This window comes from Salmonella sp. 32070601201500089SM (assembly GCF_017573605.1).
Lineage (GTDB): Bacteria > Pseudomonadota > Gammaproteobacteria > Enterobacterales > Enterobacteriaceae > Salmonella > Salmonella enterica.
Map to the genome: position 1 here is coordinate 43,048 of NZ_JAGETK010000004.1, position 25,417 is coordinate 68,464.

Here is a 25,417-nt window from a genome sequence, read left to right on the forward strand (position 1 = left end):
ATGTGATAAGCGTGCTTTTAGGCCAGGAATGCTGAGGAGTGTCACAGAATTTTTATCGCGAGGAACAGATGAAGCCAGTGAAACGCAGCGCCTTAACACTATTTCTTGCCGTTTTATCTTTCGTGGCGGCGGCGCATCCGCACAGCTTCATCCGTCTGCAAACGCAGGTGGTCAGTGAAAATGAGCAATTTGTGGCGTTAAAAATGCGCTGGACAATGGACGCGCTGACGTCCGCCGATCTGCTGTATGACGCCGGAAACGCGGCACCGGGGTCAGAAATATGGAAAAAGTTGGCGGCGGAAGTGATGGCTAACGTACTTGGGCAGCACTACTTTACAGAAGTGTGGCGCAATGGCGCGAAAGTGAAGTTTAAAAACAGGCCGACAGAATACGGTATGACGCGTGACGCGCATCAGGCGGTATTGACCTTTACGCTACCGCTGGCTGAACCGCAGCCGTTAAGCGGACAGACTTATACCTTTTCAACGTTTGATCCCTCTTATTATGTCGATATGCATTATGACCAGGCCAGCGATATCACGATGCCGGAACCGCTGCGCGAAAAGTGTCGGATTCAGGTTTATACTCCTGCGCCCGGCGAAGAGACGCTACGTTTCGCCCAGTCGCTGGATAAGGAGGACGCGCCGCCGGAGGATATGGATTTAGGTAAACAGTTTGCCCAAACGGTGACCTTGCAATGTCAGTAATTTTTTCTCAACGCACTCCGGGGCGACGCTGGCTCTCGCTGTGGCCATTGGCGTTATTCCTGCTGCTGATGCTGGTTGGCGGTCTGTGGATATGGCAGGCCTGGCCGCAGGTGATGTTGAAAAGCGCTCTTTGGCAGCGGGACGTAAATCAGCAGTTGAGCGCGCTGCTTAATGCGGTGGCGACGCATCCTGAGCGGGCGGGCGGATCTTTGCTTCTGCTGAGTTTTATGTATGGCGTGCTTCATGCGCTGGGGCCGGGACACGGCAAAGTGGTGATCGCGACATGGTTGGCGACGCATCCTTCGAAGCTGAAATCAAGTATCGTGTTAACCCTCGCCGCCGCGTTATTACAGGGGTTCGTGGCTATCGGGTTGGTGGTGGGCGTGCTGACCGTATTGCAACTTCCGGCCAGGCAGCTCCATCTGAGCGGTTTCTGGCTGGAAAAGGGGAGCTATGCGTTAGTTGGCGGGCTGGGCATTTTGCTGTGCTGGCGGGCCATAAAAAGGTTACGCGCGCTGCTACGTAAACCTGTCTTTATCGCTTTTACGCCGCGCCATGTTCACCATGAAAAATGCGGCTGCGGACATCAGCATCTACCGACGCAGGAACAATTGCATAGCGGCGATGACTGGCGCGCGCGATTCATGATCGTACTGTCTATGGGGATGCGGCCCTGTTCCGGCGCGATAATGGTGCTGTTATTCAGTAAAGTGATTGGCGTTTTTAGCTGGGGAATGGCGTCGGTACTGGCGATGGCGGCGGGAACCTCGCTAACGATTACCTCGCTGGCATTGCTGGTACACACTTTTCGTGCTCTGGCGGTGAAGCTCAGTGGAAACAAAGCGCCAGCGTTATGGCGGCAGGTAGGCTGGTCAACGCTGGCGCTGGCCGGAGGGGTCATACTGCTTGTCGCGGCGCTGGTCATGTGGTTTAGCGTGCCGCAGCCTGTGGGCGGGCTGCGGCCATGGCGTGGTTGATTAGTGTCCGGCGGGTTTGAGATGCATCCGCGCGACGGATTCGTCTTCGGCCCAGTAAATGCGTTCGGCGACCATCGCTTCCGGATTGAGCTGAACGCCGCGCAGTACCCGTTCTTTAAAACGCAGATAGCCGCCTTTGTCGATCAGATGGCCCATATGTAGATAGATCGGTTTTCCGCCGAGCATCTCTTTTTCAAATTCATACAGGTTAACGATCACCTGCTTTATCACATCTTCAGTCACCCAGTTGAGGAAGAGCTTGCCGACGCGCGGCGTCTTTTTACTGGTGCGTCCGCCCAGACGGACTTGCCAGAGCTGATCCGGCTTACGTTGCCAGGCCAGCGTCGGACAGGCCAGCACGCACTCGCCGCAGCCGATACAGGCGGACTCTTCTTTGACCGCTTTGCCGTTCTTCAGTGCCAGGCAGCCTACCGCGTGGTGACTACAGGCCTTCACGCAGGCGCCGCAACCGATACAGCGATCGGCAGTGAAGCGCATTTTCGCCACGCCAATAATTCCCAGATCGGCCATTGACGCCTTCGCGCAATCATTCGGGCAGCCAACGATGACCGTTTTGAGATGATAAGGGCTGGGATAGACCAGTTTTTCAAGACGACGGGACAGACCGGTCGTGTCAGTGTTGGCTTTCTGGCAAATGCGGTTCCCCTGACAGGCGACAATATTTCGCCCGCCAATAGCGAGATAGCCCGCTTTGGTATCCTCAACCTGGACGTCGCACAGTTCTATTTCAATCTCGCGAAGAAACGGCTCCAGCGCGGCGTTCACGTTGTCGATATCTTCGTAACGGATACCCGGCATCGCCAGCTTCTGGCGGGTAGTGAGGTGAATTTGTCCGTTGCCCCAGGTTTCGGCGATGTCACGCGCCACCGTTAGCAAATGCGCGGGCAAAATACCGCCGGGAATGCGGACGCTGATCATGGCTTCGCCGCGCACTTTTGACAGGCGATATTCGTTTTTCGCACGGGCTTTAATGATATCAATATCAATGCTCATGATGTTCTCCTTAATCGGCAAAACGTTGCGCGACGGCGTAGTTAAATATCGGGCCGTCGGTGCAGACATACACTTCGCCCATACGGCAGTGGCCGCACTTCCCGACGGAGCAGGCCATCCGGCGTTCGTAGTCCACCCAGATTTGCTCCGGCTTGAGCCCTTTTTGCAGCAGCATTTTTACGGTAAAGGTAATCATTATTGGCGGCCCAACGACGATGGCCTGCATAGTGTCGATATCGCTAAGCGTCATGTCGGCAAGCCGATCGGTCACCCGGCCAATCTGGTAACGGTCATCAGCCTCGCCTTCATCCAGCGTGAGCACCAGATTATGTTTGCCGCGCCACGTCGCCATTTCTTCTTTGTACAGCACGCAATCGCGATTTTTATAGCCGAGAATCATATCCAGTTGACCAATTTCCTGGGGATTCTCAACGAAATAGCGCATTAAGCCTTTCACCGGCGCGACGCCCGTACCGCCTGCGACAACCAGTAAGGGCTTATGGCGCAGCGTATCGACCGGATAGCCATTGCCATAGCAGCCGCGTAGCCACACGTTGTCGCCTTCTTTCAGCGTAAAGAGGGCGCTGGTCACTTTTCCGACATTACGAATCAGCAGATCTATCCAGCCGTCGCCGTAGTCGGAAACGGAGATGGGCGCTTCGCCGACGCGCGGCAGCGACACCTCAACAAATTGCCCCCAGTGCGCGGGAAAATCGACGGCCACGCGGAAATTCCACTCCAGCGGCGTGTGGCGAGTAATACTGAGGATGCGGTACGCCGCAGGCAGCAAACTGTGCTGCGGTTTATCATGACAGGAACAATGTGACATGCGTTATGCCTCCTCTGCCAGCGCCTGCCGAACGGCAGCGGTCATTTTGTTGATAATCAAAGAAAATTTGATGTATTGCGGGCAGCGATCGTCGCAGCGGCCGCAGCCGACGCACATATGTTCAATGCCGTTGCGCGCTTTGTAGTCATTGACTTTATGCAGGGCGCGGTAGCGCAGACGCTCGCCGGGTTTTTCGCGAAAACCATGACCGCCGGCCATGTCGCTAAAGCCCGGCACCATGCAGCTTGCCCACTGGCGGCGGCGTTCGCCGCGCTGCGGATTTTCATCATAGGCGACGTCAAAGACGCTATAGCAGGTACAGGTTGGGCACCCGGTAGTGCAGCGGCCACAACTGATGCAGCGGCTGTCGTAAGCGTCCCATAGCGGATGGCGGGTGAGAATGTCGCGAATTTTTTGCGGATCGCGGCAAACGCTGTCCGGCGTGACGACGGTTTCCCGGTTTTCGCTGACGAAAGAGGGGGTATAGTCAGCCTCCTGCCCCAGCCCTTGTATCGCCGCCTCGATAAAGGGATCGCGGATGCTGACAAGCGCGCCCTCATCGCTAAAACGCATGGCGGCGCTATAACGGTCAGTTTTATTAGTACCCATTGAGACGCAGAAACAATTTTCGAAGCTTTCTTCACACTCAATAAGGACGAAACGAATATGCTCCCGTAGCAGTTGATAACTGTAATCGGAATTATTCCCATTTGATAAATACATATAATCCAGCCGCGACATGGCGTTAATGTCGCAGGCGCGGGCAAAGATGATTATCGGGGAAATGTCTGTCTCGGCAATTTGAATGGTGTCTTTATCGAAATAAAAGAGCGTTTCGGTGATAGGGGCGATAATGGTATTCGGCGACATGTGCGATTTCTCGTGCCAGATGAGATCGCGCCAGCCGCTAATCCGTTGATAAATAATGTTGTCAGTGTCGGAAAAACGTCCGCCGCGAAACTCTGCGGACGGGGCAAACACGCGCCATTTTTTGTTTAATCGCTGGATAAGCAAACTAAACTCGTCAGGCGTAATTTTGATAGCCATCACATACTCCACAGTAATATTCAGGAAAAACAAATGAAAATAAATTGTTATAAAAATCAGTTGAATATTACTGTTACGCTAGCGCTAATCCATCGCCTTCGCTAACGGGAAAAAATGGTTTTTACTATCGGTATAATAAATATATTCTTAATCATAAAATATGCATATATACAGCGTCGCGCTATTTAGCGGATAGCGCGGTCTGAATAAATTTAATCATTGCATCACGGTAAAGGTTTGCATAACGTCCGGAAAAAGCATCAATGTGATCGCCGTCAGGAATGAAGATTTTTTGTTTGGGCTCCCGGGCGAGGGCATACAATTTCTCACTGTCCTGCCAGGGAATAACATGGTCTGCCGTGCCATGAAGAATCAATACCGGAATGGGGCTGACGCTGGCAATATTGCGATCCGCGCTATAGCGGTCATCAAGCAAATAGCCGCTGCCCGGGATCATCTGGTTGCGATGGAGGAATAGGATAAAAACGTTGAGTCAAGGATAATCGCACGTATGCCCGCCTGGTCGGCGTAGCGCATATTTGCGCAGCCTACGCAGTGGCCTACGGCGGCCAGTACATTATTGCCGCCCAGGCTCTGCCCCAGCAGTACCAGGCGCTCGGGGTTAACGTCGGCGCGATGCCGCACATAATCTATCGCGCTTTTCGTATCGTCCAGTAGCCCCTCTTGTGATGGGGTACCCTCCGATTCGCCAAAACCACGGTAATCAAACATAAACAGGTTTACGTTGCGTTCTGGCAGCCAACTGACTAACGGCCAGTGCGCCGACATATTTCCGGCGTTGCCATGGACATGAATCACCGTCGCGACGGCGTTTTCCGGCCTGCCGAAAGCAGTGGGAATAAACCAGCCGTGCAGATGCGTGCCATCTTTGGCGGTAAAGGTAATGGATTCAGCTTCGGCAGGGGTTGGCCCATAGACTTTATTGTCCGGGTAATAAAAGGCATTGATCGCTACGCGGGGTAGCAGATAAATACAGACCACAATGATAAACAGAATAAAAAGGGATTTGACGATGCGTCGGGTATGTTGAAGGGTCATGTTCGCTTCCTTGCCGCTTTATGCCAATAGCGGAGCAGGGAGCGATCGTACAAAAACATGCAGGCAAGTAAAGCGATGAGGCTGTGTTTAGGAAAAACGCCTGAAAAGGCACGGCGGATGAGTGGCCCCATCCGCCGAAGAGACTTAGCGCTTCAGCGCATCGCTCAGTTCGTCGCGCATATTCGCCAGCATGGCTTTAACGACGCGCGGATTCCCCGCCACGATATTACCGGTCATCATGTAGTTATGGCCGCCGGTGAAATCGCTGACGATACCGCCCGCTTCACGAACCAGCAGTTCGCCTGCGGCGAAATCCCACGGACGAAGGCCAATTTCAAAGAAACCATCGACACGACCTGCAGCCACATAGGCCAGATCCAGCGCGGCGGAACCGGTGCGGCGGAAATCGGCGCATTCGCTGAACAGCTTGCCGATAATATTAATGTAGGTGGTCGCGTATTGTTTGGCTTTGAACGGGAAGCCAGTAGCGAGGATAGTGCCGTCCAGATCGCGCGCGGTACTGCCGCGCAGACGGTAGCCGTTCAGCTGTGCGCCCTGACCGCGGGTGGCGGTGAACAGTTCGTTACGCATCGGATCGTACACGACAGCCACTTCAGTACGGCCTTTAATGCGTACAGCAATGGAAACAGCGAAGTGTGGCAGACGTTTGATGAAGTTGGTGGTGCCATCCAGCGGATCGATAACCCATTGAACATCCTGATCTGTGCCAACGTGCTCACCGCTTTCTTCGGTGATAATAGTGTGTTGCGGGTAAGATTTGCGAATGGTGTCGATAATCACCGCTTCAGCGGCCTTATCTACATTGGTCACAAAATCGTTACTGCCTTTTTGGCTCGCTTCTACAGCGTCCGGAGTTTCATAGTTTTTGGCAATTACATTACCCGCCTTGCGCGCTGCGCGCACGGCGATGGTCAGCATCGGATGCATCGGTCTCTCTCACTGGATGTTAAAGAACGGGAAAACGGCGCAGAGTATAGCAGCGAGATCGGAATCTGTCTTGGTTTTATGGTAAGATGTCAGAATAATCTTTAGCTGAAGAAAGACAATGCTGCAAAACATTCGAATTGTGCTGGTGGAAACCTCCCACACCGGCAATATGGGCTCCGTGGCTCGCGCTATGAAAACCATGGGCTTAACTAACCTGTGGCTGGTAAACCCGTTGGTGAAACCGGACTCCCAGGCTATCGCCCTGGCGGCAGGCGCCAGCGATGTGATCGGTAATGCGCAGATCGTCGGTACGCTGGATGAAGCGTTGGCTGGCTGTAGCCTGGTGGTCGGCACCAGCGCCCGTTCCCGCACTTTGCCGTGGCCGATGCTTGATCCGCGCGAGTGCGGCTTAAAAAGCGTGGCGGAAGCGGCAAATACGCCGGTTGCGCTGGTTTTTGGTCGTGAGCGTGTCGGGCTGACTAACGATGAGTTGCAAAAATGCCATTATCACGTCGCTATTGCCGCTAACCCGGAGTACAGCTCGTTGAATCTGGCGATGGCGGTACAGGTCATCGCGTATGAAGTCCGCATGGCCTGGCTGGCGACGCAGGAAAACGGCGACGCGGCAGATCATGAAGAGACGCCGTATCCGCTGGTGGACGATCTTGAACGTTTCTACGGCCATCTGGAGCAGACGTTGCTCTCCACTGGCTTTATTCGCGAAAACCATCCGGGGCAGGTGATGAATAAATTGCGCCGTCTGTTTACCCGCGCCCGCCCGGAAAGCCAGGAGTTGAATATTCTGCGTGGGATTCTGGCGTCTATTGAGCAGCAGAATAAAGGCAAGTAACCGCATCAATATCGCACGGAACGCTAAATACCTGACTAATTTACTCAAGTAAATAGTTGACCAAATTACTCGGGAATGTCAGACTTGTCCCTGCTATGCAATACCCCCATTTTACAATAAAAAACCCCGGGCAGGGGCGAGTTTGAGGTTAAGTAAGACATGAGACTGACATCTAAAGGGCGTTATGCCGTGACCGCAATGTTAGACGTTGCGCTCAACTCCGAAGCGGGCCCGGTACCGTTGGCTGATATTTCTGAACGTCAGGGGATTTCCCTTTCTTATCTGGAACAGCTATTTTCCCGTTTACGTAAAAACGGTCTGGTTTCCAGCGTACGCGGGCCGGGCGGCGGTTATCTGCTGGGTAAAGATGCTGGCAGCATTGCGGTCGGCGAAGTGATCAGCGCGGTTGATGAATCCGTTGACGCGACCCGTTGCCAGGGGAAAGGCGGCTGCCAGGGCGGCGATAAATGCCTGACCCATGCGCTGTGGCGTGATTTAAGCGATCGTCTGACCGGTTTTCTCAACAATATTACCTTAGGCGAGCTGGTGAATAACCAGGAAGTTCTGGATGTGTCTGGTCGCCAGCACACGCATGACGCGCCGCGCGCCAGCGGTCGTGCGCAGGACGCTATCGACGTTAAATTACGCGCTTAATTAAAATATTACGCCATCTCTTCTGGCGGCCTCATGCGGTGAATGCCGCGGTCGTCTGAAAGATGAAGCGTAAAAAAGAATTCAGAATCAGGCCGGGACGCGGACGTCCCGTCAACACGGTCGTACATCCAGCCGGTTGCCTGATTCCTTGCATTGAGTGATGTACGGAGTTTAAGAGCAATGAAATTACCGATTTATCTCGACTACTCCGCAACCACGCCGGTGGACCCGCGTGTTGCCGAGAAAATGATGCAGTTTCTGACCCTGGACGGAACCTTTGGGAACCCGGCGTCTCGTTCACACCGTTTTGGCTGGCAGGCTGAAGAAGCCGTCGATATCGCCCGCAACCAGATTGCTGAACTGGTCGGCGCCGACCCGCGTGAAATCGTCTTTACCTCAGGGGCGACGGAGTCTGATAACCTGGCGATCAAAGGCGCTGCCAACTTTTATCAGAAAAAAGGCAAGCACATCATCACCAGCAAGACCGAGCACAAAGCGGTGCTGGACACCTGCCGTCAGCTTGAGCGCGAAGGGTTTGAAGTGACCTACCTGGCGCCCCAGCGCAACGGCATCATCGATCTCAACGAGCTCGAAGCAGCGATGCGTGACGACACCATTCTGGTTTCCATCATGCACGTGAACAACGAAATCGGCGTGGTGCAGGATATCGCGACCATCGGCGAAATGTGCCGCGCGCGCGGTATCATCTACCACGTTGACGCCACCCAGAGCGTGGGCAAACTGCCTATCGACTTGAGCCAACTGAAAGTGGATCTGATGTCCTTCTCCGGTCATAAAATTTATGGTCCGAAAGGCATTGGCGCGCTGTATGTGCGTCGTAAGCCGCGTATTCGCATTGAAGCGCAGATGCATGGCGGCGGGCACGAGCGCGGTATGCGATCTGGTACTCTGCCTGTCCACCAGATCGTCGGCATGGGCGAAGCTTACCGTATCGCGAAAGAAGAGATGGAGACCGAAATGGCCCGTCTGCGCGGTCTGCGTAACCGTCTGTGGAACGGCATCAAAGATATTGAAGAAGTTTACCTGAACGGCGACCTTGAGCAGGGCGCGCCAAACATTCTCAACGTGAGCTTTAACTACGTTGAAGGCGAGTCGCTGATCATGGCGCTGAAAGACCTGGCGGTCTCTTCCGGTTCCGCCTGCACCTCCGCCAGTCTGGAACCGTCCTACGTGCTGCGCGCGTTGGGCATGAATGACGAGCTGGCGCATAGCTCTATCCGTTTCTCTTTAGGTCGTTTTACCACTGAAGAAGAGATCGACTACACCATTGATCTGGTTCGTAAATCCATTGGCCGTCTGCGTGACCTTTCTCCACTGTGGGAAATGTACAAGCAGGGTGTGGATCTGAACAGCATCGAATGGGCACATCATTAATCGGTATCGGAATCAGGAGAATTTATAATGGCTTACAGCGAAAAAGTAATCGATCACTATGAGAACCCGCGTAACGTAGGGTCGTTTGACAACAACGACGATAACGTGGGAAGCGGCATGGTTGGCGCGCCGGCCTGCGGCGACGTCATGAAGTTGCAGATTAAAGTTAACGATGAAGGTATCATTGAAGACGCGCGCTTCAAGACTTACGGCTGCGGTTCCGCTATCGCCTCCAGTTCTCTGGTAACGGAGTGGGTGAAAGGGAAATCCCTGGACGAAGCGCAGGCGATTAAAAACACCGACATTGCAGACGAACTGGAGCTGCCGCCGGTGAAAATTCACTGCTCTATTCTGGCGGAAGACGCGATTAAAGCCGCTATTGCGGATTACAAAAGCAAACGCGAAGCGAAATAAAATAGAACGTTAACATTGAGGTTTTGTTATGTCGATTACACTTAGCGACAGTGCAGCAGCGCGAGTTAATACCTTCCTGGCCAACCGTGGTAAAGGGTTTGGTCTGCGTCTGGGCGTGAGAACCTCCGGCTGCTCAGGTATGGCTTATGTACTGGAATTTGTTGACGAGCCAACGGCGGAAGACACCGTGTTTGAAGACAAAGGCGTTAAGGTAGTGGTTGACGGCAAGAGCCTGCAATTTCTGGACGGTACACAGCTGGACTTCGTAAAAGAAGGTCTGAACGAAGGGTTTAAATTCTCCAACCCGAATGTGAAAGATGAGTGTGGTTGCGGCGAAAGCTTCCACGTGTAACCGTGTTCCGCTGTTATACCGAGCATTCGTGCTGCAGAAAAGCGGCAAGCGAGTGAATCCCCAGGCGCTTATTTGAGTAAGTGACTGGGGGAACCCGCGCAGACAACGCATCTGCGGCGCGAAGTAAGAAGGTATAACCCCACCGTGGTCGCCTGCGTGTGGGGTTTGTTCTGACAGGCTATCCCTGAGAATGTTATGGATTACTTCACCCTCTTTGGCTTACCAGCCCGTTATCAGATTGACACCCAGGCGCTGAGCCTTCGTTTTCAGGATCTGCAACGCCAGTATCACCCTGACAAATTTGCCAACGGCACTCAGGCGCAGCAGCTTGCCGCCGTCCAGCAATCCGCCACGATCAACCAGGCCTGGCAAACGCTGCGTCACCCTTTGACGCGCGCGGAGTATCTGCTTTCCTTACACGGGTTCGATCTGGCCAGCGAGCAACATACGGTACGCGACACCGCGTTTCTGATGGAACAACTCACGCTTCGCGAAGAGCTGGACGATATCGAACAATCAAAAGACGACGTGCGGCTGGAAAGCTTCATCAAACGCGTACAAAAGATGTTTGATGCTCGTCTTCAGCAAATGGTGGAACAGTTGGACAACGCCGCGTGGGACGCGGCGGCGGATACGGTGCGCAAACTGCGGTTTCTCGATAAACTGCGAAGCAGCGCAGAACAACTCGAAGAAAAGCTGCTCGATTTTTAACTGGAATCTAACATGGCCTTATTACAAATTAGTGAGCCTGGTCTGAGCGCCGCGCCGCATCAGCGTCGTCTGGCGGCGGGCATCGACTTAGGCACTACCAACTCTCTGGTTGCGACGGTTCGCAGCGGCCAGGCGGAAACTCTGCCTGACCACGAAGGGCGCCACCTGTTGCCTTCAGTGGTTCACTATCAGCAGCAGGGCCATACGGTCGGTTACGCTGCGCGCGACAATGCCGCGCAGGATACGGCCAACACTATCAGCTCTGTGAAACGCATGATGGGACGCTCGCTGGCGGATATCCAGGCGCGCTATCCGCATCTGCCTTACCGGTTTAAGGCAAGCGTTAATGGGCTGCCGATGATTGACACGGCGGCTGGATTGCTCAATCCGGTACGCGTATCGGCTGATATTCTCAAAGCGCTGGCCGCGCGGGCTAGCGAATCGCTCTCCGGCGAGCTGGATGGCGTGGTGATTACCGTTCCCGCCTATTTCGATGATGCCCAACGTCAGGGGACGAAAGACGCCGCGCGGCTGGCAGGCCTGCATGTGCTGCGCCTGCTCAACGAACCGACGGCGGCGGCGATTGCCTACGGTCTGGACTCAGGCAAAGAAGGCGTTATTGCTGTTTACGATCTCGGCGGCGGTACCTTCGATATCTCTATTTTACGCCTGAGCCGCGGGGTGTTTGAAGTGCTGGCGACGGGCGGTGATTCTGCGCTCGGCGGCGACGACTTTGACCATCTGCTGGCGGACTATATTCGCGAGCAGGCGGGAATTGCCGATCGTAGCGACAATCGCGTTCAGCGCGAACTGCTGGATGCCGCGATTGCGGCGAAAATCGCCTTAAGCGATGCCGATACCGTTCGCGTTAACGTTGCGGGCTGGCAGGGGGAGATCACTCGCGAGCAGTTTAACGATCTCATTTCCGCGCTGGTTAAGCGCACGCTATTGGCCTGCCGTCGCGCATTGAAAGATGCCGGCGTTGAGCCCCAGGACGTTCTGGAAGTGGTCATGGTCGGCGGTTCGACCCGTGTACCGCTGGTGCGTGAGCGGGTGGGCGAATTTTTTGGCCGCACGCCGTTAACCGCTATCGACCCGGATAAAGTGGTCGCTATCGGCGCAGCGATTCAGGCCGATATTCTGGTCGGCAACAAGCCGGACAGCGAAATGCTGCTGCTGGACGTGATTCCACTCTCTCTTGGGTTGGAGACGATGGGCGGCCTGGTGGAAAAAGTCATTCCGCGCAACACCACTATCCCGGTGGCGCGCGCGCAGGATTTCACCACCTTCAAAGACGGCCAGACCGCGATGTCTATCCATGTGATGCAGGGCGAACGCGAACTGGTGCAGGACTGCCGCTCGCTGGCGCGCTTTGCGCTGCGCGGGATTCCGCCGCTGCCGGCGGGCGGGGCGCATATTCGCGTGACCTTCCAGGTAGACGCCGATGGCCTGTTGAGCGTCACCGCAATGGAAAAATCCACCGGCGTCGAGGCCTCCATTCAGGTCAAACCTTCCTATGGCCTGACCGATGGCGAAATCGCCTCGATGATCAAGGATTCCATGAGTTTTGCCGAGCAGGACGTGAAAGCGCGTATGCTGGCGGAGCAAAAAGTCGAAGCCGCGCGCGTGCTGGAAAGTTTGACCGGCGCGCTAACTGCCGACGCCGCGCTGTTAAGCGCCGCAGAACGTCAATGCATTGATGATGCCGCCGCACATTTAAGCGCGGTCGCACAAGGCGATGATGTTGACGCCATAGAACAAGCCATTAAAAACGTAGATAAACAAACCCAGGAATTTGCCGCTCGCCGCATGGACCAGTCGGTTCGTCGCGCGTTGAAAGGCCATTCCGTAGACGAGGTTTAACATGCCGAAGATTGTTATTCTGCCTCATCAGGATCTTTGTCCGGATGGCGCAGTTCTGGAAGCTGAGACCGGTGAAACCATTCTTGACGTTGCGCTGCGCAACGGCATCGAGATTGAACACGCCTGTGAGAAATCGTGCGCCTGCACCACCTGTCACTGTATTGTACGTGAAGGCTTCGACTCCTTGCCGGAAAGTTCGGAAGAAGAAGACGATATGCTGGATAAAGCGTGGGGGCTGGAGCCGGAAAGTCGACTGAGCTGCCAGGCCCGCGTTACCGACGACGATCTGGTTATCGAAATTCCACGTTACACAATCAACCATGCGCGTGAGCATTAACAGAGGGTAGTATGGGACTCAAGTGGACCGATAGCCGCGAGATCGGCGAAGCGTTATACGACGCATATCCTGATGTCGATCCTAAAACCGTTCGTTTCACCGATCTGCATCAGTGGATCTGCGAACTGGACGATTTTGACGACGACCCTAACGCATCCAATGAAAAAATTCTGGAGGCGATTCTGCTAGTCTGGTTGGATGAAGCAGAGTAAGTCAAATAACGGGCTGCCCTACGGCGGCCCGTTTGCTAATAAGGAAAATAACAATGACAGAAGCCATGAAAATTACGCTTTCCACGCAGCCTGCCGATGCGCGCTGGGGCGATAAAGCCACTTACAGTATTAATAACGACGGTATTACCTTGCATCTTAACGGTAAAGACGATCTGGGGTTGATCCAGCGTGCGGCGCGTAAAATCGACGGCCTGGGAATAAAACAGGTCGCGCTGACAGGCGAGGGATGGGATACCGAGCGTTGTTGGGCATTCTGGGCGGGTTACAAAGGACCAAAAGGCGTCCGTACCGTAATGTGGCCGGATTTAGACGATGCCCAACGTCAGGAACTGGATAACCGCCTGACCATTATTGACTGGGTGCGCGACACCATTAATGCTCCGGCGGAAGAGCTTGGGCCGGAGCAACTGGCGCAGCGCGCGGTGGATCTGCTGTGCAGCGTCGCGTGCGATAGCGTCACTTATCGTATCACCAAAGGCGAAGATCTGCGCGAGCAGAACTATATGGGGTTGCATACCGTAGGCCGTGGTTCTGAGCGTCCGCCGGTGCTGCTGGCGCTGGATTACAACCCGACGGGAGACAAAGATGCGCCGGTTTATGCCTGCCTGGTCGGTAAAGGTATCACCTTTGACTCCGGCGGCTACAGTATCAAACAAAGCGCTTTTATGGACTCAATGAAATCCGATATGGGCGGCGCGGCGACAGTAACGAGCGCGCTGGCGTTCGCCATTACCCGTGGGCTGAATAAACGCGTAAAACTGTTCCTGTGCTGCGCCGATAATCTGATCAGCGGCAATGCGTTTAAACTGGGCGATATTATTCGCTACCGTAATGGTAAGAATGTCGAAGTCATGAATACCGATGCGGAAGGGCGACTGGTACTGGCGGATGGCCTGATTGACGCCAGCGCGCAACACCCGCAGCTAATCATTGATATGGCGACGTTAACCGGCGCGGCGAAAACGGCGCTGGGTAACGACTACCATGCGCTATTCAGTTTTGACGATACGCTGGCGGGGCGCTTGCTGACCAGCGCGGCGCAAGAGAATGAACCGTTCTGGCGTCTGCCGCTGGCGGAGTTCCACCGTAACCAGCTGCCGTCTAACTTTGCGGAACTGAACAACACCGGCAGCGCGGCGTATCCCGCTGGGGCAAGCACCGCCGCGGGTTTTCTGTCGCACTTTGTTGAAAATTACCGCGAAGGCTGGCTGCACATTGACTGTTCCGCCACTTATCGCAAAGCGCCGGTTGAGCAGTGGGCTGCCGGGGCAACCGGTCTGGGTGTGCGCACCATCGCGAATCTGCTGACCGCCTGAACGGTGTTTTTGTAGGCCGGGTAAGCGAAGCGCCACCCGGCATTTTGCCTGATGACGCCGTGCGTCTTATCAGGCCTACAATCCATATACATAATTTGTGATTCCTATGTCCGAAACTAAAAATGAATTAGAAATTTTGCTGGAGAAAGCGGCGACTGAGCCCGCGCATCGTCCGGCATTTTTCCGTACCTTACTGGAGTCCACCGTCTGGGTGCCGGGCAGCGCTGCCGAAGGCGAGGCGATTGTGGAAGACAGCGCCCTGGATTTGCAGCACTGGGAAAAAGAAGACGGCACGACCGTCATTCCCTTCTTTACTTCTCTGGAGGCGCTGCAGCAGGCCGTGGAAGACGAACAGGCGTTTGTGGTGATGCCGGCGCGCACGCTGTTTGAAATGACGCTTGGCGAAACGCTATTCCTCAACGCTAAATTGCCGACCGGCAAAGAGTTTATGCCGCGTGAAATCAGCCTGCTTCTCGCTGAGGAAGGCAGTCCGTTAAGTACGCAGGAAGTGCTGGAAGGCGGCGAGTCGCTTATTTTATCCGAAGTGGCCGAGCCGCCGTCGCAGATGATTGATTCCCTCACTACGCTGTTTAAAACCATCAAACCGGTGAAACGCGCATTTCTCTGCGCGATTAAAGAACATGCGGACGCCCAACCCAATCTGCTGATTGGTATTGAGGCTGACGGCGAGATTGAAGAGATCATTCACGCAGCGGGCAATGTGGCGACCGACACGTTACCGGGGGACGAACCGATCGATATTTGCCAGGTGAGGAAGGGCGAGCAGGGTATCAGCCATTTTATCACCGAGCATATCGCGCCGTTCTACGAGCGCCGCTGGGGCGGGTTCCTGCGCGATTTTAAACAGAACCGCATCATCTGAAGAAAAGAAAGCCGCCCAACAGGGCGGCCTCCTGGCTTACCTGCTCTGGACGTTGAGCGTTACGGGAACAGAGCTACCTGGGTGGCTTCTGTCTGCGTGAAGACACAACGTGCCAGAAACAAGAAGCACGACACAAAAGTATCGTACCTTCATGTTGCGGTCCTTGCGAAGACCGCATCACGGCAGCACCGCTGGCGATAATGCCGTGATAGCAGGCACTACGGTGTGCCTGCGCTTACGGCCATGGGTTATCCTCTCCTGAAGCCAGCGCCCGTTTGCGAGACGGCGGAAAGGGCCGGGAAAGATAATACCTCAAATGTTGAATAGTTTCCCGGTAAATCATATTGACATTTGCTCCCTTAAAAGGGAGTATTAATCCCCTACGGTGTGCCTGCGTTGCTATGGCAACAAAGCCTGCTGGAAAGGCCGCGAACCGGACCAGCACAAAAAAACCGCTCAATTGAGCGGTTTTTTTGTGGCCTGCTTAAACAGAATTTATGTAGATTCGCTTTAAATCAGCCTGAACGGTAGGCCGGATAAGCGTGAGCGCCACCCGACATCATGTCGATTAATCGACGAGCGCGTCCAGTTTTGCCCAAAACGCCTCATGATAATCCTCCAGGTCAAGTAAAGCGGCATCGCGTTGTTCATTCATTTTTTGCTGTGCCTTCCATTGCGGAAGATGTAAATCCTCTTCGGTAAAGCCAATGTCTTTAGCGCCCGAAATAATATTATAGAGATATTCCACCAGAGAAGACTCCGCCAGCCAGAATTCATTACGTTCCATGCGGGCAATAGGGTATTCGCCGTTGGCATCCCGTTCTGTGATATAGATAAAAATGGCCTGATCGCCGACATGATCGATACGAATTAATGCCGGAAGACGGGGATCGTTACTCCAGACAGGCATCAGATCTTCAATATCAATACCTGAGCTATCCATGCCAACGCCGTAATACGCCTCTTCATCAGGGGAGTAAGAATGAATTACTCCCTCTTTATCAATAGATCTTTGTAATGTTTCAATCACAGGCATATTATAATTGCTAAGTAGATCGCGGTCGTAGGCCAGTAGCGCCTTCAGGCTTTCAGGTAACTCAGTGGTTTCCGTATTTTGCGGATCGCGATACTTACGCACTCGCAGACGACTTATTTCCTCGGCAGACATAGGAGTAGGTACCTTATTACGGTTAACCTTTTTAACCAACTCAATTAAATTAGTGAGTGAAATATCCATTTTCCATCCTTAAAAAATTATATTTACAGGAGTTATTTTCCGGTGAAAACCAAAACAGCGGTAATGATACTCCTTATACCGGACGTAAAGTATTTACCGATAAAAAATAGGATTTTATTAAGAGAAAATAATGCCCGTTTGCAGGACAGCGGAAAAGAGCGGAATAAAAACAATGTCTGTAGATCGTTTTACATCAGCCTGAACGGTAGGCCGGATAAGCGTGAGCGCCATCCGGCATGGCGGATATTAAGCGGGTTCAACCGGTAAATCGGTACGCGCGCCCCATTCGCTCCACGCGCCGTCGTAAAGCGTGACGTCAGGCACATCCAGCGTGGCGAGCGCCAGCACCACGACCGCGGCCGTCACGCCGGAACCGCAGCTGGCGATAATCGGTCTGTCGAAACTCACGCCGTGGCTGAAAAAAACCTCATTCAGTTCGTCAGTGGTCTTTAATTCGCCCTCATACACCAGTTCCGTCCACGGGACGTTTAGCGCGCCAGGAATGTGTCCGCGCCTCAGTCCCGGACGCGGTTCATCAGCCTGAGCGTTAAAACGCGCCGCCGGACGCGCGTCAACGATTTGCGCGGTTTTTTCATGGCTTGCCAGCAATACGTCGGTGAGACGCACCACGGCTTGCGGCGTGAATTTCGCCTCAAACTCGCCTCCTTCATGCGCTTCCTCGCCTTCGCGCAATAGCCATTCGTCGCGCTGCCAGCCCGCCAGCCCGCCCGCCAGAATGGACACTTTCTCGGCACCGAACGTGCGCAGCATCCACCATGCCCGCGGAGCGGAGAACAGATTGCCTTCATCGTATATGACCAGGTGTTTATCCTGACGAACACCCAGTTCACGCATGGCTACCGCAAACGCTTCCGGGCGCGGCATCATATGCGGCAGCGGCGATGCGCGATCGGAAAGCGCTTCAATATCAAAAAACAGCGCGCCGGGAATATGTCCGGCGCGATATTCGCCCGCCATATCACGATGTTCCTGTCCTGGCGGCGCCATACGGGCGTCAAGAATCTGTATTTCCGGATCATCAATATGTTCGGCAAGCCAGTCGGCGGCGACAAAAAAGGCGGTGGTCATGGGCATCTCCATTGTTACCTGATTATGGTCAAATTGTCGGACGTTTCCCGAAAAGGGACAAGTAGAAGAGGCTGTTTTGGCTGGCGAAACCACATTTCTGCGTAAAATTTTCGCATCATCACAGTAATACGGACTTACACAATAAAATTTCTCGCGCATAATATCTCATCAACCGTTGCTGACAGGCCGTTAAGGCCAGGGATGAAAGATGAAACATTTACGCGTGGTGGCCTGCATGATCATGCTGGCGCTGGCGGGATGCGATAACAACGATAAAACCGCCCCGACGACTAAAAGCGAAGCGCCAGCCGTAGCGCAGCCCTCGCCCGCGCAAGACCCGGCACAGCTACAAAAGCTGGCGCAGCAAAGCCAGGGCAAAGCGCTCACGCTATTAGACGCCTCCGAAGCGCAGCTTGACGGCGCGGCGACGCTGGTGCTGACGTTTTCAGTTCCTTTAGATCCTGAACAGGATTTCTCCCGTGTGGTTCACGTGGTTGATAAGAAAAGCGGCAGCGTTGACGGCGCATGGGAGCTGGCGCCAAATTTAAAAGAGCTAAGGTTACGTCATCTGGAACCTGAACGCGTGCTGGTGGTCACGGTTGATCCTGCCGTTAAAGCGCTGAATAACGCCACCTTCGGCAAGTCTTATGAAAAAACGATTACCACGCGTGATGTCCAGCCCAGCGTCGGCTTTGCCAGCCGGGGATCGCTGCTACCGGGGAAAATCGCGGAAGGACTGCCGGTCATGGCGCTTAACGTCAACCATGTTGATGTGAACTTTTTCCGCGTTAAGCCCGGATCGCTGGCGTCATTTGTCAGCCAGTGGGAGTACCGTAGTTCTCTCTCTAACTGGGAGTCCGACAATCTGCTGAAAATGGCGGATCTGGTTTATACCGGTCGTTTTGATCTTAATCCGGCGCGCAATACGCGTGAGAAACTGCTGCTGCCATTAAGCGATATTAAGCCGCTGCAACAGGCGGGCGTATATGTGGCGGTAATGAATCAGGCTGGACACTACAACTATAGTAATGCCGCTACGTTGTTTACCCTTAGCGATATCGGCGTGTCCGCGCACCGTTACCATAATCGGCTGGATATCTTTACGCAAAGCCTGGAAAACGGCGCGGCGCAGTCGGGAATTGAGATCGTTCTTCTGAATGATAAAGGTCAGACGCTGGCGCAGGCGACGAGCGACGCGCAGGGACATGTGCAACTGGAGGCTGATAAAGCGGCGGCGCTATTACTGGCGCGTAAAGAGGAGCAGACCACTCTGCTCGATCTCACGCTTCCGGCTCTGGATCTGTCGGAATTTAATGTCGCTGGCGCGCCCGGCTACAGCAAGCAGTTCTTTATGTTCGGCCCGCGCGATCTCTACCGCCCGGGCGAAACGGTTATCCTCAACGGATTACTGCGCGATAGCGACGGTAAAACGCTGCCCGATCAACCCGTTAAGCTGGAAGTGGTAAAACCAGACGGACAGGTGATGCGTACCGTCGTCAGCCAGGCGGAAAACGGGCTATACCGTTTGAATTATCCGCTGGATATCAACGCGCCGACCGGCTTGTGGCATGTCCGCGCCAACACCGGCGATAATTTGCTGCGGAGTTGGGATTTCCACGTGGAAGACTTTATGCCGGAGCGGATGGCGCTCAACCTGACGGCGCAAAAAACGCCGCTGGCGCCTGCGGATGAGGTGAAATTCTCCGTTGTCGGCTATTACTTGTATGGCGCGCCTGCTAACGGCAATACCCTGCAAGGGCAACTTTTCCTGCGTCCGCTGCGCGACGCTGTCGCGGCGTTGCCTGGCTTCCAGTTCGGCAATATTGCTGAAGAGAATCTTTCGCGCAGCCTGGACGAAGTTCAACTGACGTTGGATAAAGGCGGACGTGGTGAAGTGAGTGTTGCCAGCCAGTGGCAAGAAGCGCATTCGCCGCTGCAGGTAATTCTACAGGCCAGCCTGCTGGAGTCTGGCGGTCGTCCGGTCACTCGTCGCGTAGAGCAGGCGATTTGGCCTGCCGATACGTTACCGGGAATTCGTCCACAGTTCGCCGCCAAAGCGGTATACGACTACCGTACGGATACCACCGTTAATCAACCGATTGTCGACGAAGACAGCAACGCCGCATTCGATATTGTTTACGCCAACGCGCAGGGCGAGAAAAAAGCGGTGTCCGGTTTACAGGTGCGGCTCATCCGCGAGCGTCGCGACTATTACTGGAACTGGTCGGAAAGCGAAGGCTGGGAGTCGCAGTTTGATCAAAAAGATCTGGTGGAGGGTGAGCAGACGCTGGATCTGAACGCGGATGAAACCGGAAAAGTCAGCTTCCCGGTGGAATGGGGCGCGTACCGTCTGGAGGTCAAAGCGCCGAATGAGACGGTCAGCAGCGTTCGTTTCTGGGCCGGCTATAGCTGGCAGGATAACAGCGACGGTAGCGGCGCGGCGCGTCCGGATCGCGTCACCCTCAAACTGGATAAAGCGAGTTATCGTCCAGGCGATACCATGAAATTGCATATCGCCGCGCCGGTCGCTGGTAAAGGTTATGCGATGGTGGAGTCCAGCGACGGTCCGCTGTGGTGGCAGGCGATCGATGTGCCGGCACAAGGTCTGGAGCTCACGATTCCGGTGGATAAAACCTGGAATCGCCACGATCTCTATCTCAGTACGCTGGTGGTGCGTCCCGGCGATAAATCTCGTTCCGCGACGCCAAAACGCGCCGTGGGGTTACTACACCTACCGCTGGGGGATGAAAACCGCCGCCTCGATCTGGCGCTGGAAAGCCCGGCTAAAATGCGCCCGAATCAGCCGCTCACCGTCAGGGTGAAAGCCAGCGTTAAACACGGCGAAATGCCAAAACAGATCAACGTGCTGGTCTCCGCGGTCGATAGCGGCGTATTGAATATCACCGATTACGCGACGCCGGACCCGTGGCAGGCGTTCTTCGGTCAAAAACGCTACGGTGCGGATATCTACGATATTTACGGCCAGGTCATTGAAGGGCAGGGGCGGCTGGCGGCGTTGCGTTTTGGCGGCGATGGCGACGACCTTAAGCGCGGCGGAAAACCGCCGGTAAACCATGTCAATATCATCGCGCAGCAGGCGCAGCCGATCACGCTCAATGAGCAGGGCGAAGGGGTCGTAACGCTGCCGATTGGCGACTTTAACGGCGAACTGCGGGTTATGGCGCAGGCATGGACAGCGGACGATTTTGGTCGCGGCGAAAGCAAAGTCGTTGTCGCCGCGCCAGTGATTGCCGAGCTGAATATGCCGCGTTTTCTGGCGGGAGGGGATGTTTCGCGACTGGTGCTGGACGTCACCAATCTGACCGACCGCCCGCAGACGCTGAATATTGCGCTCGCCGCCAGTGGGTTACTGGAACTGCTTAGCCAGCAGCCGCAACCGGTCAACCTGGCGCCGGGCGTGCGCACTACCTTATTCGTTCCGGTACGCGCGCTGGAAGGTTTTGGCGAAGGCGAAATCCAGGCGACCATTAGCGGTCTGAATCTGCCGGGAGAAACCCTCGACGCGCAGCATAAGCAGTGGCAAATCGGCGTGCGTCCGGCCTGGCCTGCCCAAACGGTAAATAGCGGCATTGCGCTGGCGCCGGGAGAGAGCTGGCATGTACCAGAGCAGCATCTGGCAAACGTCTCGCCAGCCACGTTACAGGGACAACTGCTGTTAAGCGGAAAACCGCCGCTCAATCTGGCGCGTTACATTCGCGAGCTGAAAGCATATCCGTACGGGTGCCTGGAACAAACCACCAGCGGGTTATTCCCGGCGCTGTATACCAATGCCGCTCAATTGCAGTCGCTCGGTATTACCGGCGATAGCGATGAAAAACGGCGCGCCGCGGTGGATATCGGCATCTTCCGGATACTACAGATGCAGCGTGATAACGGCGGTTTTGCGCTATGGGATGAAAATGGGGCGGAAGAGCCCTGGCTAACGGCCTACGCGATGGATTTCCTCATTCGCGCGGGCGAGCAGGGATATAGCGTCCCGCCGGAGGCCATTAACCGGGGCAATGAGCGACTGCTGCGCTATCTGCAGGATCCCGGTACGATGCTGATTCGTTATAGCGATAATACCCAGGCCAGTACTTTTGCCGCTCAGGCTTACGCCGCGCTGGTACTGGCGCGTCAGCAGAAAGCGCCGCTCGGCGCGCTGCGCGAAATCTGGGAGCGCCGTAGTCAGGCGGCTTCAGGACTGCCGCTGATGCAATTGGGCATCGCGTTAAACACGATGGGTGATGCCAGACGCGGCGAAGAGGCCATTACGCTGGCTCTGAATACGCCGCGTCAGGACGAACGGCAATGGATAGCGGATTACGGCAGTTCTCTGCGCGATAACGCTCTGATGTTGTCGTTACTGGAAGAGAACAACCTCAGACCGGACGCGCAAAACGCGCTATTAAGCTCGCTTTCTGAGCAGGCCTTCGGTCAGCGCTGGCTCTCTACCCAGGAGAACAATGCCTTGTTCCTCGCCGCGCATTCGCGACAGGCCAGCGCGGGCGCCTGGCAGGCGCAGACCTCGTTAGAGGCGCAGCCGCTGTCGGGCGACAAGGCGCTGACCCGTAATCTGGATGCTGACCAGCTGGCCGCCCTTGAGGTGACGAACACCGGTAGCCAGCCGCTATGGCTGCGTCTGGATAGCAGCGGCTATCCCTCATCTGCGCCTGAGCCTGGCAGCAACGTTTTGCAGATTGAACGACAAATACTGGGGACCGATGGTCAGCGTAAATCGCTGTCCTCGTTGCGTAGCGGCGAACTGGTGCTGGTCTGGTTAACGGTAGTGGCCGATCGCAATGTGCCGGATGCGCTGGTGGTGGACCTGCTCCCGGCCGGGCTGGAGCTGGAAAACCAGAATCTGGCTGACAGCAGCGCCAGCCTGCCGGAGAGCGGTAGCGAAGTGCAAAATCTGCTTAATCAGATGCAGCAGGCGGATATTCAGTATATGGAATTCCGCGACGATCGGTTTGTGGCTGCCGTCGTTGTCAATGAGGGCCAGCCCGTGACGCTGGTCTACTTGGCGCGCGCGGTAACGCCGGGGACGTACCAGCTTGCGCAACCGCAGGTGGAATCGATGTACGCGCCTCAGTGGCGGGCAACCGGCGCGAGCGAGGGGCTGCTGATTGTGACGCCTTAAATGAACGGTTGGCGTGGTAAACGTGGCCGCTGGCTGTGGCTGGCGGGCGCGCCGCTTTTTATTTTCCTGGCGTTATGGGCAGCGGATAAACTCTGGCCGCTGCCGCTCAATGAGGTCCATCCTGCGCGGGTCGTGGTAGCCCATGACGGTACGCCGCTGTGGCGCTTTGCCGACGCCGGGGGGATCTGGCGTTATCCGGTGACGATTGAAGAGGTCTCTCCCCGCTACCTGGAGGCCCTAATCAATTACGAAGATCGCTGGTTCTGGCGGCACCCTGGCGTTAACCCTTTCTCCGTCGCGCGCGCGGCATGGCAGGATCTTACCGCCGGGCGCGTTATTTCCGGCGGCAGTACGCTGACTATGCAGGTGGCGAGACTGCTGGACCCGCATTCGCGCACGTTCGGCGGTAAAATCCGCCAGCTTTGGCGCGCCCTCCAGCTTGAATGGCATTTGTCCAAGCGCGATATCCTGACGTTGTACCTGAACCGCGCGCCGTTCGGCGGCACGCTACAGGGTATTGGCGCTGCAAGCTGGGCCTACTTCGGCAAGCCGCCCGCGCGCCTGAGCTACGCTGACGCGGCGCTGCTGGCCGTATTGCCGCAGGCGCCGAGCCGGCTACGCCCCGACCGCTGGCCTGCGAGAGCCGAAGCGGCACGGAATAAAGTGCTGGATCGGATGGCGGCGCAGGGCGTCTGGCCTGCCGAAACGGTACGCGAGTCGCGTGAAGAGCCGGTCTGGCTGGCGCCGCGTCAAATGCCGCAACTGGCGCCGCTTTTTGCCCGAATGATGTTGAGTAAAAGCCAGAACGACAAAATTGTGACCACGCTGGACGCCGGATTGCAGCGGCAACTGGAAGATCTGGCGCGGGCATGGAAAGGGCGGCTGCCTGCACGCAGTTCGTTGGCGATGATCGTCGTCGATCATACCGATATGAGCGTGCGCGGCTGGGTAGGATCGGTAGACCTTAATGACGACAGCCGTTTTGGTCATGTCGACATGGTAACGGCGATCCGATCGCCGGGATCGGTACTCAAACCCTTTGTGTATGGTCTGGCGCTGGATGACGGCTTGATCCATCCCGCATCATTATTACAGGACGTTCCGCGCCGCACCGGAGATTACCGCCCGGGAAACTTCGACAGCGGATTTCACGGCCCGGTCAGCATGAGCGACGCGCTGGTACGCTCGCTGAATCTGCCTGCCGTTCAGGTGCTTGAAGCCTATGGGCCGAAACGATTTGCGGCAAAACTGCGTAACGTCGGCCTGCCGCTATATTTGCCTGCTGGCGCGGCGCCCAATCTTTCGCTGATTCTGGGCGGCGCGGGCGCGCGGCTTGACGAGATGGCGGCGGCATACAGCGCGTTCGCTCGTCATGGGAAAGCGGCGAAACTACGGTTACAGCCGGACGATCCGCTGTCGGAAAGACCATTAATGTCGCCGGGAGCGGCGTGGATCATTCGACGGATTATGGCGGATGAAGCGCAACCCTTGCCGGATAGCGCACTGCCGCGCATTGTGCCGTTGGCGTGGAAAACCGGCACCAGTTACGGCTATCGCGATGCGTGGGCTATTGGCGTTAACGCGCGCTATATCATCGGTATCTGGACAGGCAGACCCGACGGCACGCCTGTGGTGGGGCAATTTGGTTTTGTCAGCGCGGTGCCATTGCTTAACCAGGTCAATAATCTGTTACTGGCGCATACGGGACGCCTGCCGGAAGATCCGCGTCCGCAGGCGGTAAGCCGCGGCGTCATTTGCTGGCCGGGCGGACAGACTCTGCCTGCCGGAGACAGCAACTGTCGCCGCCGACTGGCGACATGGCTGCTTGACGACAGCCAGCCGCCCACGCTGCTGTTACCTGAGCAGGAAGACATCAACGGTATTCGTTTCCCGGTCTGGCTGGATGATACGGGGCGGCGTGTCGCTGCCGACTGTCCGCAGGCGCGTGCGCATACGTTTATCGTCTGGCCGCGGCCGCTGGAGCCGTGGCTGCCGCCTGCGGAAAGACGTAGCGCCCGCTTGCCCGCGGCGTCCGCTTACTGTCCGCCGCTACAGGGCAATGATGCCGCGCCGTTAATGCTGTCAGGAGTGAGGGATGGCGCGGTGATCAGGCAATTGCCAGGCCAGGAAAACGTTACGCTGCCCGTCTCGACTACCGGCGGTAAAGGGCGTCGCTGGTGGTTTTTAAATGGCGAACCTGTTAATGGCGCAAACAATCGTCTTTCTTTATTACTCAATATCGCTGGACGTTATCAACTTGTCGTAATGGATGAGTCCGGTCAGGTTGCAGCGGTTAATTTTGAATTAATACGTTAACAACTCTTCAGAATAAATTATGAATTTCATTTAATTTAAAGTT

Annotated in this window: 22 protein-coding genes and 1 pseudogene; 15 read left to right on the top strand and 8 right to left on the bottom strand. The window is 55.5% G+C overall.

Annotated elements, in window-relative coordinates; translation table 11 throughout:
- Positions 1–68 precede the first annotated feature (68 nt).
- A complete protein-coding gene (locus J4728_RS08270) occupies positions 69–707 on the top strand; it encodes a DUF1007 family protein (protein ID WP_001540629.1) in 639 nt (212 codons plus the stop codon).
- Positions 698–1,684, top strand: a complete 987-nt coding sequence (locus tag J4728_RS08275; RefSeq protein WP_000111011.1) for a nickel/cobalt transporter — start codon at positions 698–700, stop codon at positions 1,682–1,684. Before J4728_RS08270 ends, J4728_RS08275 begins: the two co-directional genes overlap by 10 nt.
- Here the strand turns inward: J4728_RS08275 and asrC are convergent, their stop codons facing one another.
- The 5 genes and pseudogenes from asrC to suhB form a co-directional block, all read right to left on the bottom strand.
- On the bottom strand, positions 1,685–2,698 hold the full coding sequence (asrC, locus tag J4728_RS08280) for a sulfite reductase subunit C (protein WP_000020685.1): 1,014 nt from the start codon (positions 2,696–2,698) through the stop codon (positions 1,685–1,687). It abuts the gene before it with no gap.
- A gap of 10 nt (positions 2,699–2,708) precedes the next feature.
- Complete coding sequence (asrB, locus tag J4728_RS08285) at positions 2,709–3,527, bottom strand: anaerobic sulfite reductase subunit AsrB (protein WP_000017587.1); 819 nt, start codon at positions 3,525–3,527, stop codon at positions 2,709–2,711.
- A 3-nt stretch (positions 3,528–3,530) separates the two neighbouring features.
- Positions 3,531–4,574: an anaerobic sulfite reductase subunit AsrA gene (asrA, locus tag J4728_RS08290; RefSeq protein WP_208211577.1), complete on the bottom strand. Its 1,044-nt coding sequence runs from the start codon at positions 4,572–4,574 to the stop codon at positions 3,531–3,533.
- Positions 4,575–4,755: 181 nt separating this feature from the next.
- Positions 4,756–5,633: pseudogene (locus J4728_RS08295) on the bottom strand (alpha/beta hydrolase).
- A 144-nt stretch (positions 5,634–5,777) separates the two neighbouring features.
- Positions 5,778–6,581, bottom strand: coding sequence for an inositol-1-monophosphatase (suhB, locus tag J4728_RS08300; protein ID WP_000553465.1), 804 nt, complete (start codon positions 6,579–6,581; stop codon positions 5,778–5,780).
- A 118-nt stretch (positions 6,582–6,699) separates the two neighbouring features.
- Between suhB and trmJ the strand changes: the two genes are divergently transcribed.
- The 11 genes from trmJ to sseB all read left to right on the top strand — a co-directional run bounded on the left by trmJ (position 6,700) and on the right by sseB (position 15,589).
- Positions 6,700–7,431, top strand: coding sequence for a tRNA (cytosine(32)/uridine(32)-2'-O)-methyltransferase TrmJ (gene trmJ / locus J4728_RS08305; protein WP_208211578.1), 732 nt, complete (start codon positions 6,700–6,702; stop codon positions 7,429–7,431).
- 159 nt (positions 7,432–7,590) lie between these two features.
- Positions 7,591–8,085 carry a Fe-S cluster assembly transcriptional regulator IscR gene (gene iscR / locus J4728_RS08310; protein WP_001241346.1) on the top strand — a complete coding sequence of 165 codons (495 nt, stop codon included), beginning with the start codon at positions 7,591–7,593 and terminating at the stop codon, positions 8,083–8,085.
- A 180-nt stretch (positions 8,086–8,265) separates the two neighbouring features.
- Positions 8,266–9,480 (top strand): cysteine desulfurase, encoded by a 1,215-nt coding sequence (gene iscS / locus J4728_RS08315; RefSeq protein WP_000775263.1) that lies wholly within the window; start codon positions 8,266–8,268, stop codon positions 9,478–9,480.
- A 27-nt stretch (positions 9,481–9,507) separates the two neighbouring features.
- Entirely contained in the window at positions 9,508–9,894 is a 387-nt protein-coding gene (gene iscU, locus J4728_RS08320; RefSeq protein WP_000331704.1) for a Fe-S cluster assembly scaffold IscU, read from the top strand.
- A gap of 28 nt (positions 9,895–9,922) precedes the next feature.
- Entirely contained in the window at positions 9,923–10,246 is a 324-nt protein-coding gene (gene iscA / locus J4728_RS08325; protein ID WP_000028952.1) for an iron-sulfur cluster assembly protein IscA, read from the top strand.
- 195 nt (positions 10,247–10,441) lie between these two features.
- Positions 10,442–10,957: a co-chaperone HscB gene (gene hscB, locus J4728_RS08330; RefSeq protein WP_000384398.1), complete on the top strand. Its 516-nt coding sequence runs from the start codon at positions 10,442–10,444 to the stop codon at positions 10,955–10,957.
- A gap of 12 nt (positions 10,958–10,969) precedes the next feature.
- On the top strand, positions 10,970–12,820 hold the full coding sequence (gene hscA / locus J4728_RS08335; protein ID WP_001196653.1) for a Fe-S protein assembly chaperone HscA: 1,851 nt from the start codon (positions 10,970–10,972) through the stop codon (positions 12,818–12,820).
- 1 nt (position 12,821) lies between these two features.
- The gene (fdx, locus tag J4728_RS08340) at positions 12,822–13,157 is read left to right on the top strand and encodes an ISC system 2Fe-2S type ferredoxin (RefSeq protein WP_001124466.1); all 336 of its coding nucleotides are present in this window, start codon (positions 12,822–12,824) and stop codon (positions 13,155–13,157) included.
- 11 nt (positions 13,158–13,168) lie between these two features.
- A complete protein-coding gene (iscX, locus tag J4728_RS08345; RefSeq protein ID WP_000523621.1) occupies positions 13,169–13,369 on the top strand; it encodes a Fe-S cluster assembly protein IscX in 201 nt (66 codons plus the stop codon).
- A gap of 53 nt (positions 13,370–13,422) precedes the next feature.
- Entirely contained in the window at positions 13,423–14,706 is a 1,284-nt protein-coding gene (gene pepB, locus J4728_RS08350; protein WP_208211579.1) for an aminopeptidase PepB, read from the top strand.
- Positions 14,707–14,812: 106 nt separating this feature from the next.
- Positions 14,813–15,589, top strand: a complete 777-nt coding sequence (gene sseB / locus J4728_RS08355; protein WP_001533245.1) for an enhanced serine sensitivity protein SseB — start codon at positions 14,813–14,815, stop codon at positions 15,587–15,589.
- A gap of 36 nt (positions 15,590–15,625) precedes the next feature.
- Here the strand turns inward: sseB and timP are convergent, their stop codons facing one another.
- The 3 genes from timP to sseA all read right to left on the bottom strand — a co-directional run bounded on the left by timP (position 15,626) and on the right by sseA (position 17,915).
- Complete coding sequence (gene timP, locus J4728_RS24285) at positions 15,626–15,742, bottom strand: small toxic inner membrane protein TimP (protein ID WP_350028759.1); 117 nt, start codon at positions 15,740–15,742, stop codon at positions 15,626–15,628.
- 415 nt (positions 15,743–16,157) lie between these two features.
- Positions 16,158–16,826: a DUF5066 family protein gene (locus J4728_RS08360; RefSeq protein ID WP_000355343.1), complete on the bottom strand. Its 669-nt coding sequence runs from the start codon at positions 16,824–16,826 to the stop codon at positions 16,158–16,160.
- A 246-nt stretch (positions 16,827–17,072) separates the two neighbouring features.
- Positions 17,073–17,915: a 3-mercaptopyruvate sulfurtransferase gene (gene sseA, locus J4728_RS08365; RefSeq protein ID WP_000205251.1), complete on the bottom strand. Its 843-nt coding sequence runs from the start codon at positions 17,913–17,915 to the stop codon at positions 17,073–17,075.
- A 208-nt stretch (positions 17,916–18,123) separates the two neighbouring features.
- Here sseA and J4728_RS08370 point away from each other — a divergent pair, with 208 nt between their 5' ends.
- Together J4728_RS08370 and pbpC are read left to right on the top strand one after the other, a co-directional pair.
- The gene (locus tag J4728_RS08370; RefSeq protein WP_208211580.1) at positions 18,124–23,058 is read left to right on the top strand and encodes an alpha-2-macroglobulin family protein; all 4,935 of its coding nucleotides are present in this window, start codon (positions 18,124–18,126) and stop codon (positions 23,056–23,058) included.
- The gene (gene pbpC / locus J4728_RS08375) at positions 23,059–25,374 is read left to right on the top strand and encodes a peptidoglycan glycosyltransferase PbpC (protein ID WP_208211581.1); all 2,316 of its coding nucleotides are present in this window, start codon (positions 23,059–23,061) and stop codon (positions 25,372–25,374) included.
- The last annotated feature ends 43 nt before the right edge of the window (positions 25,375–25,417 follow it).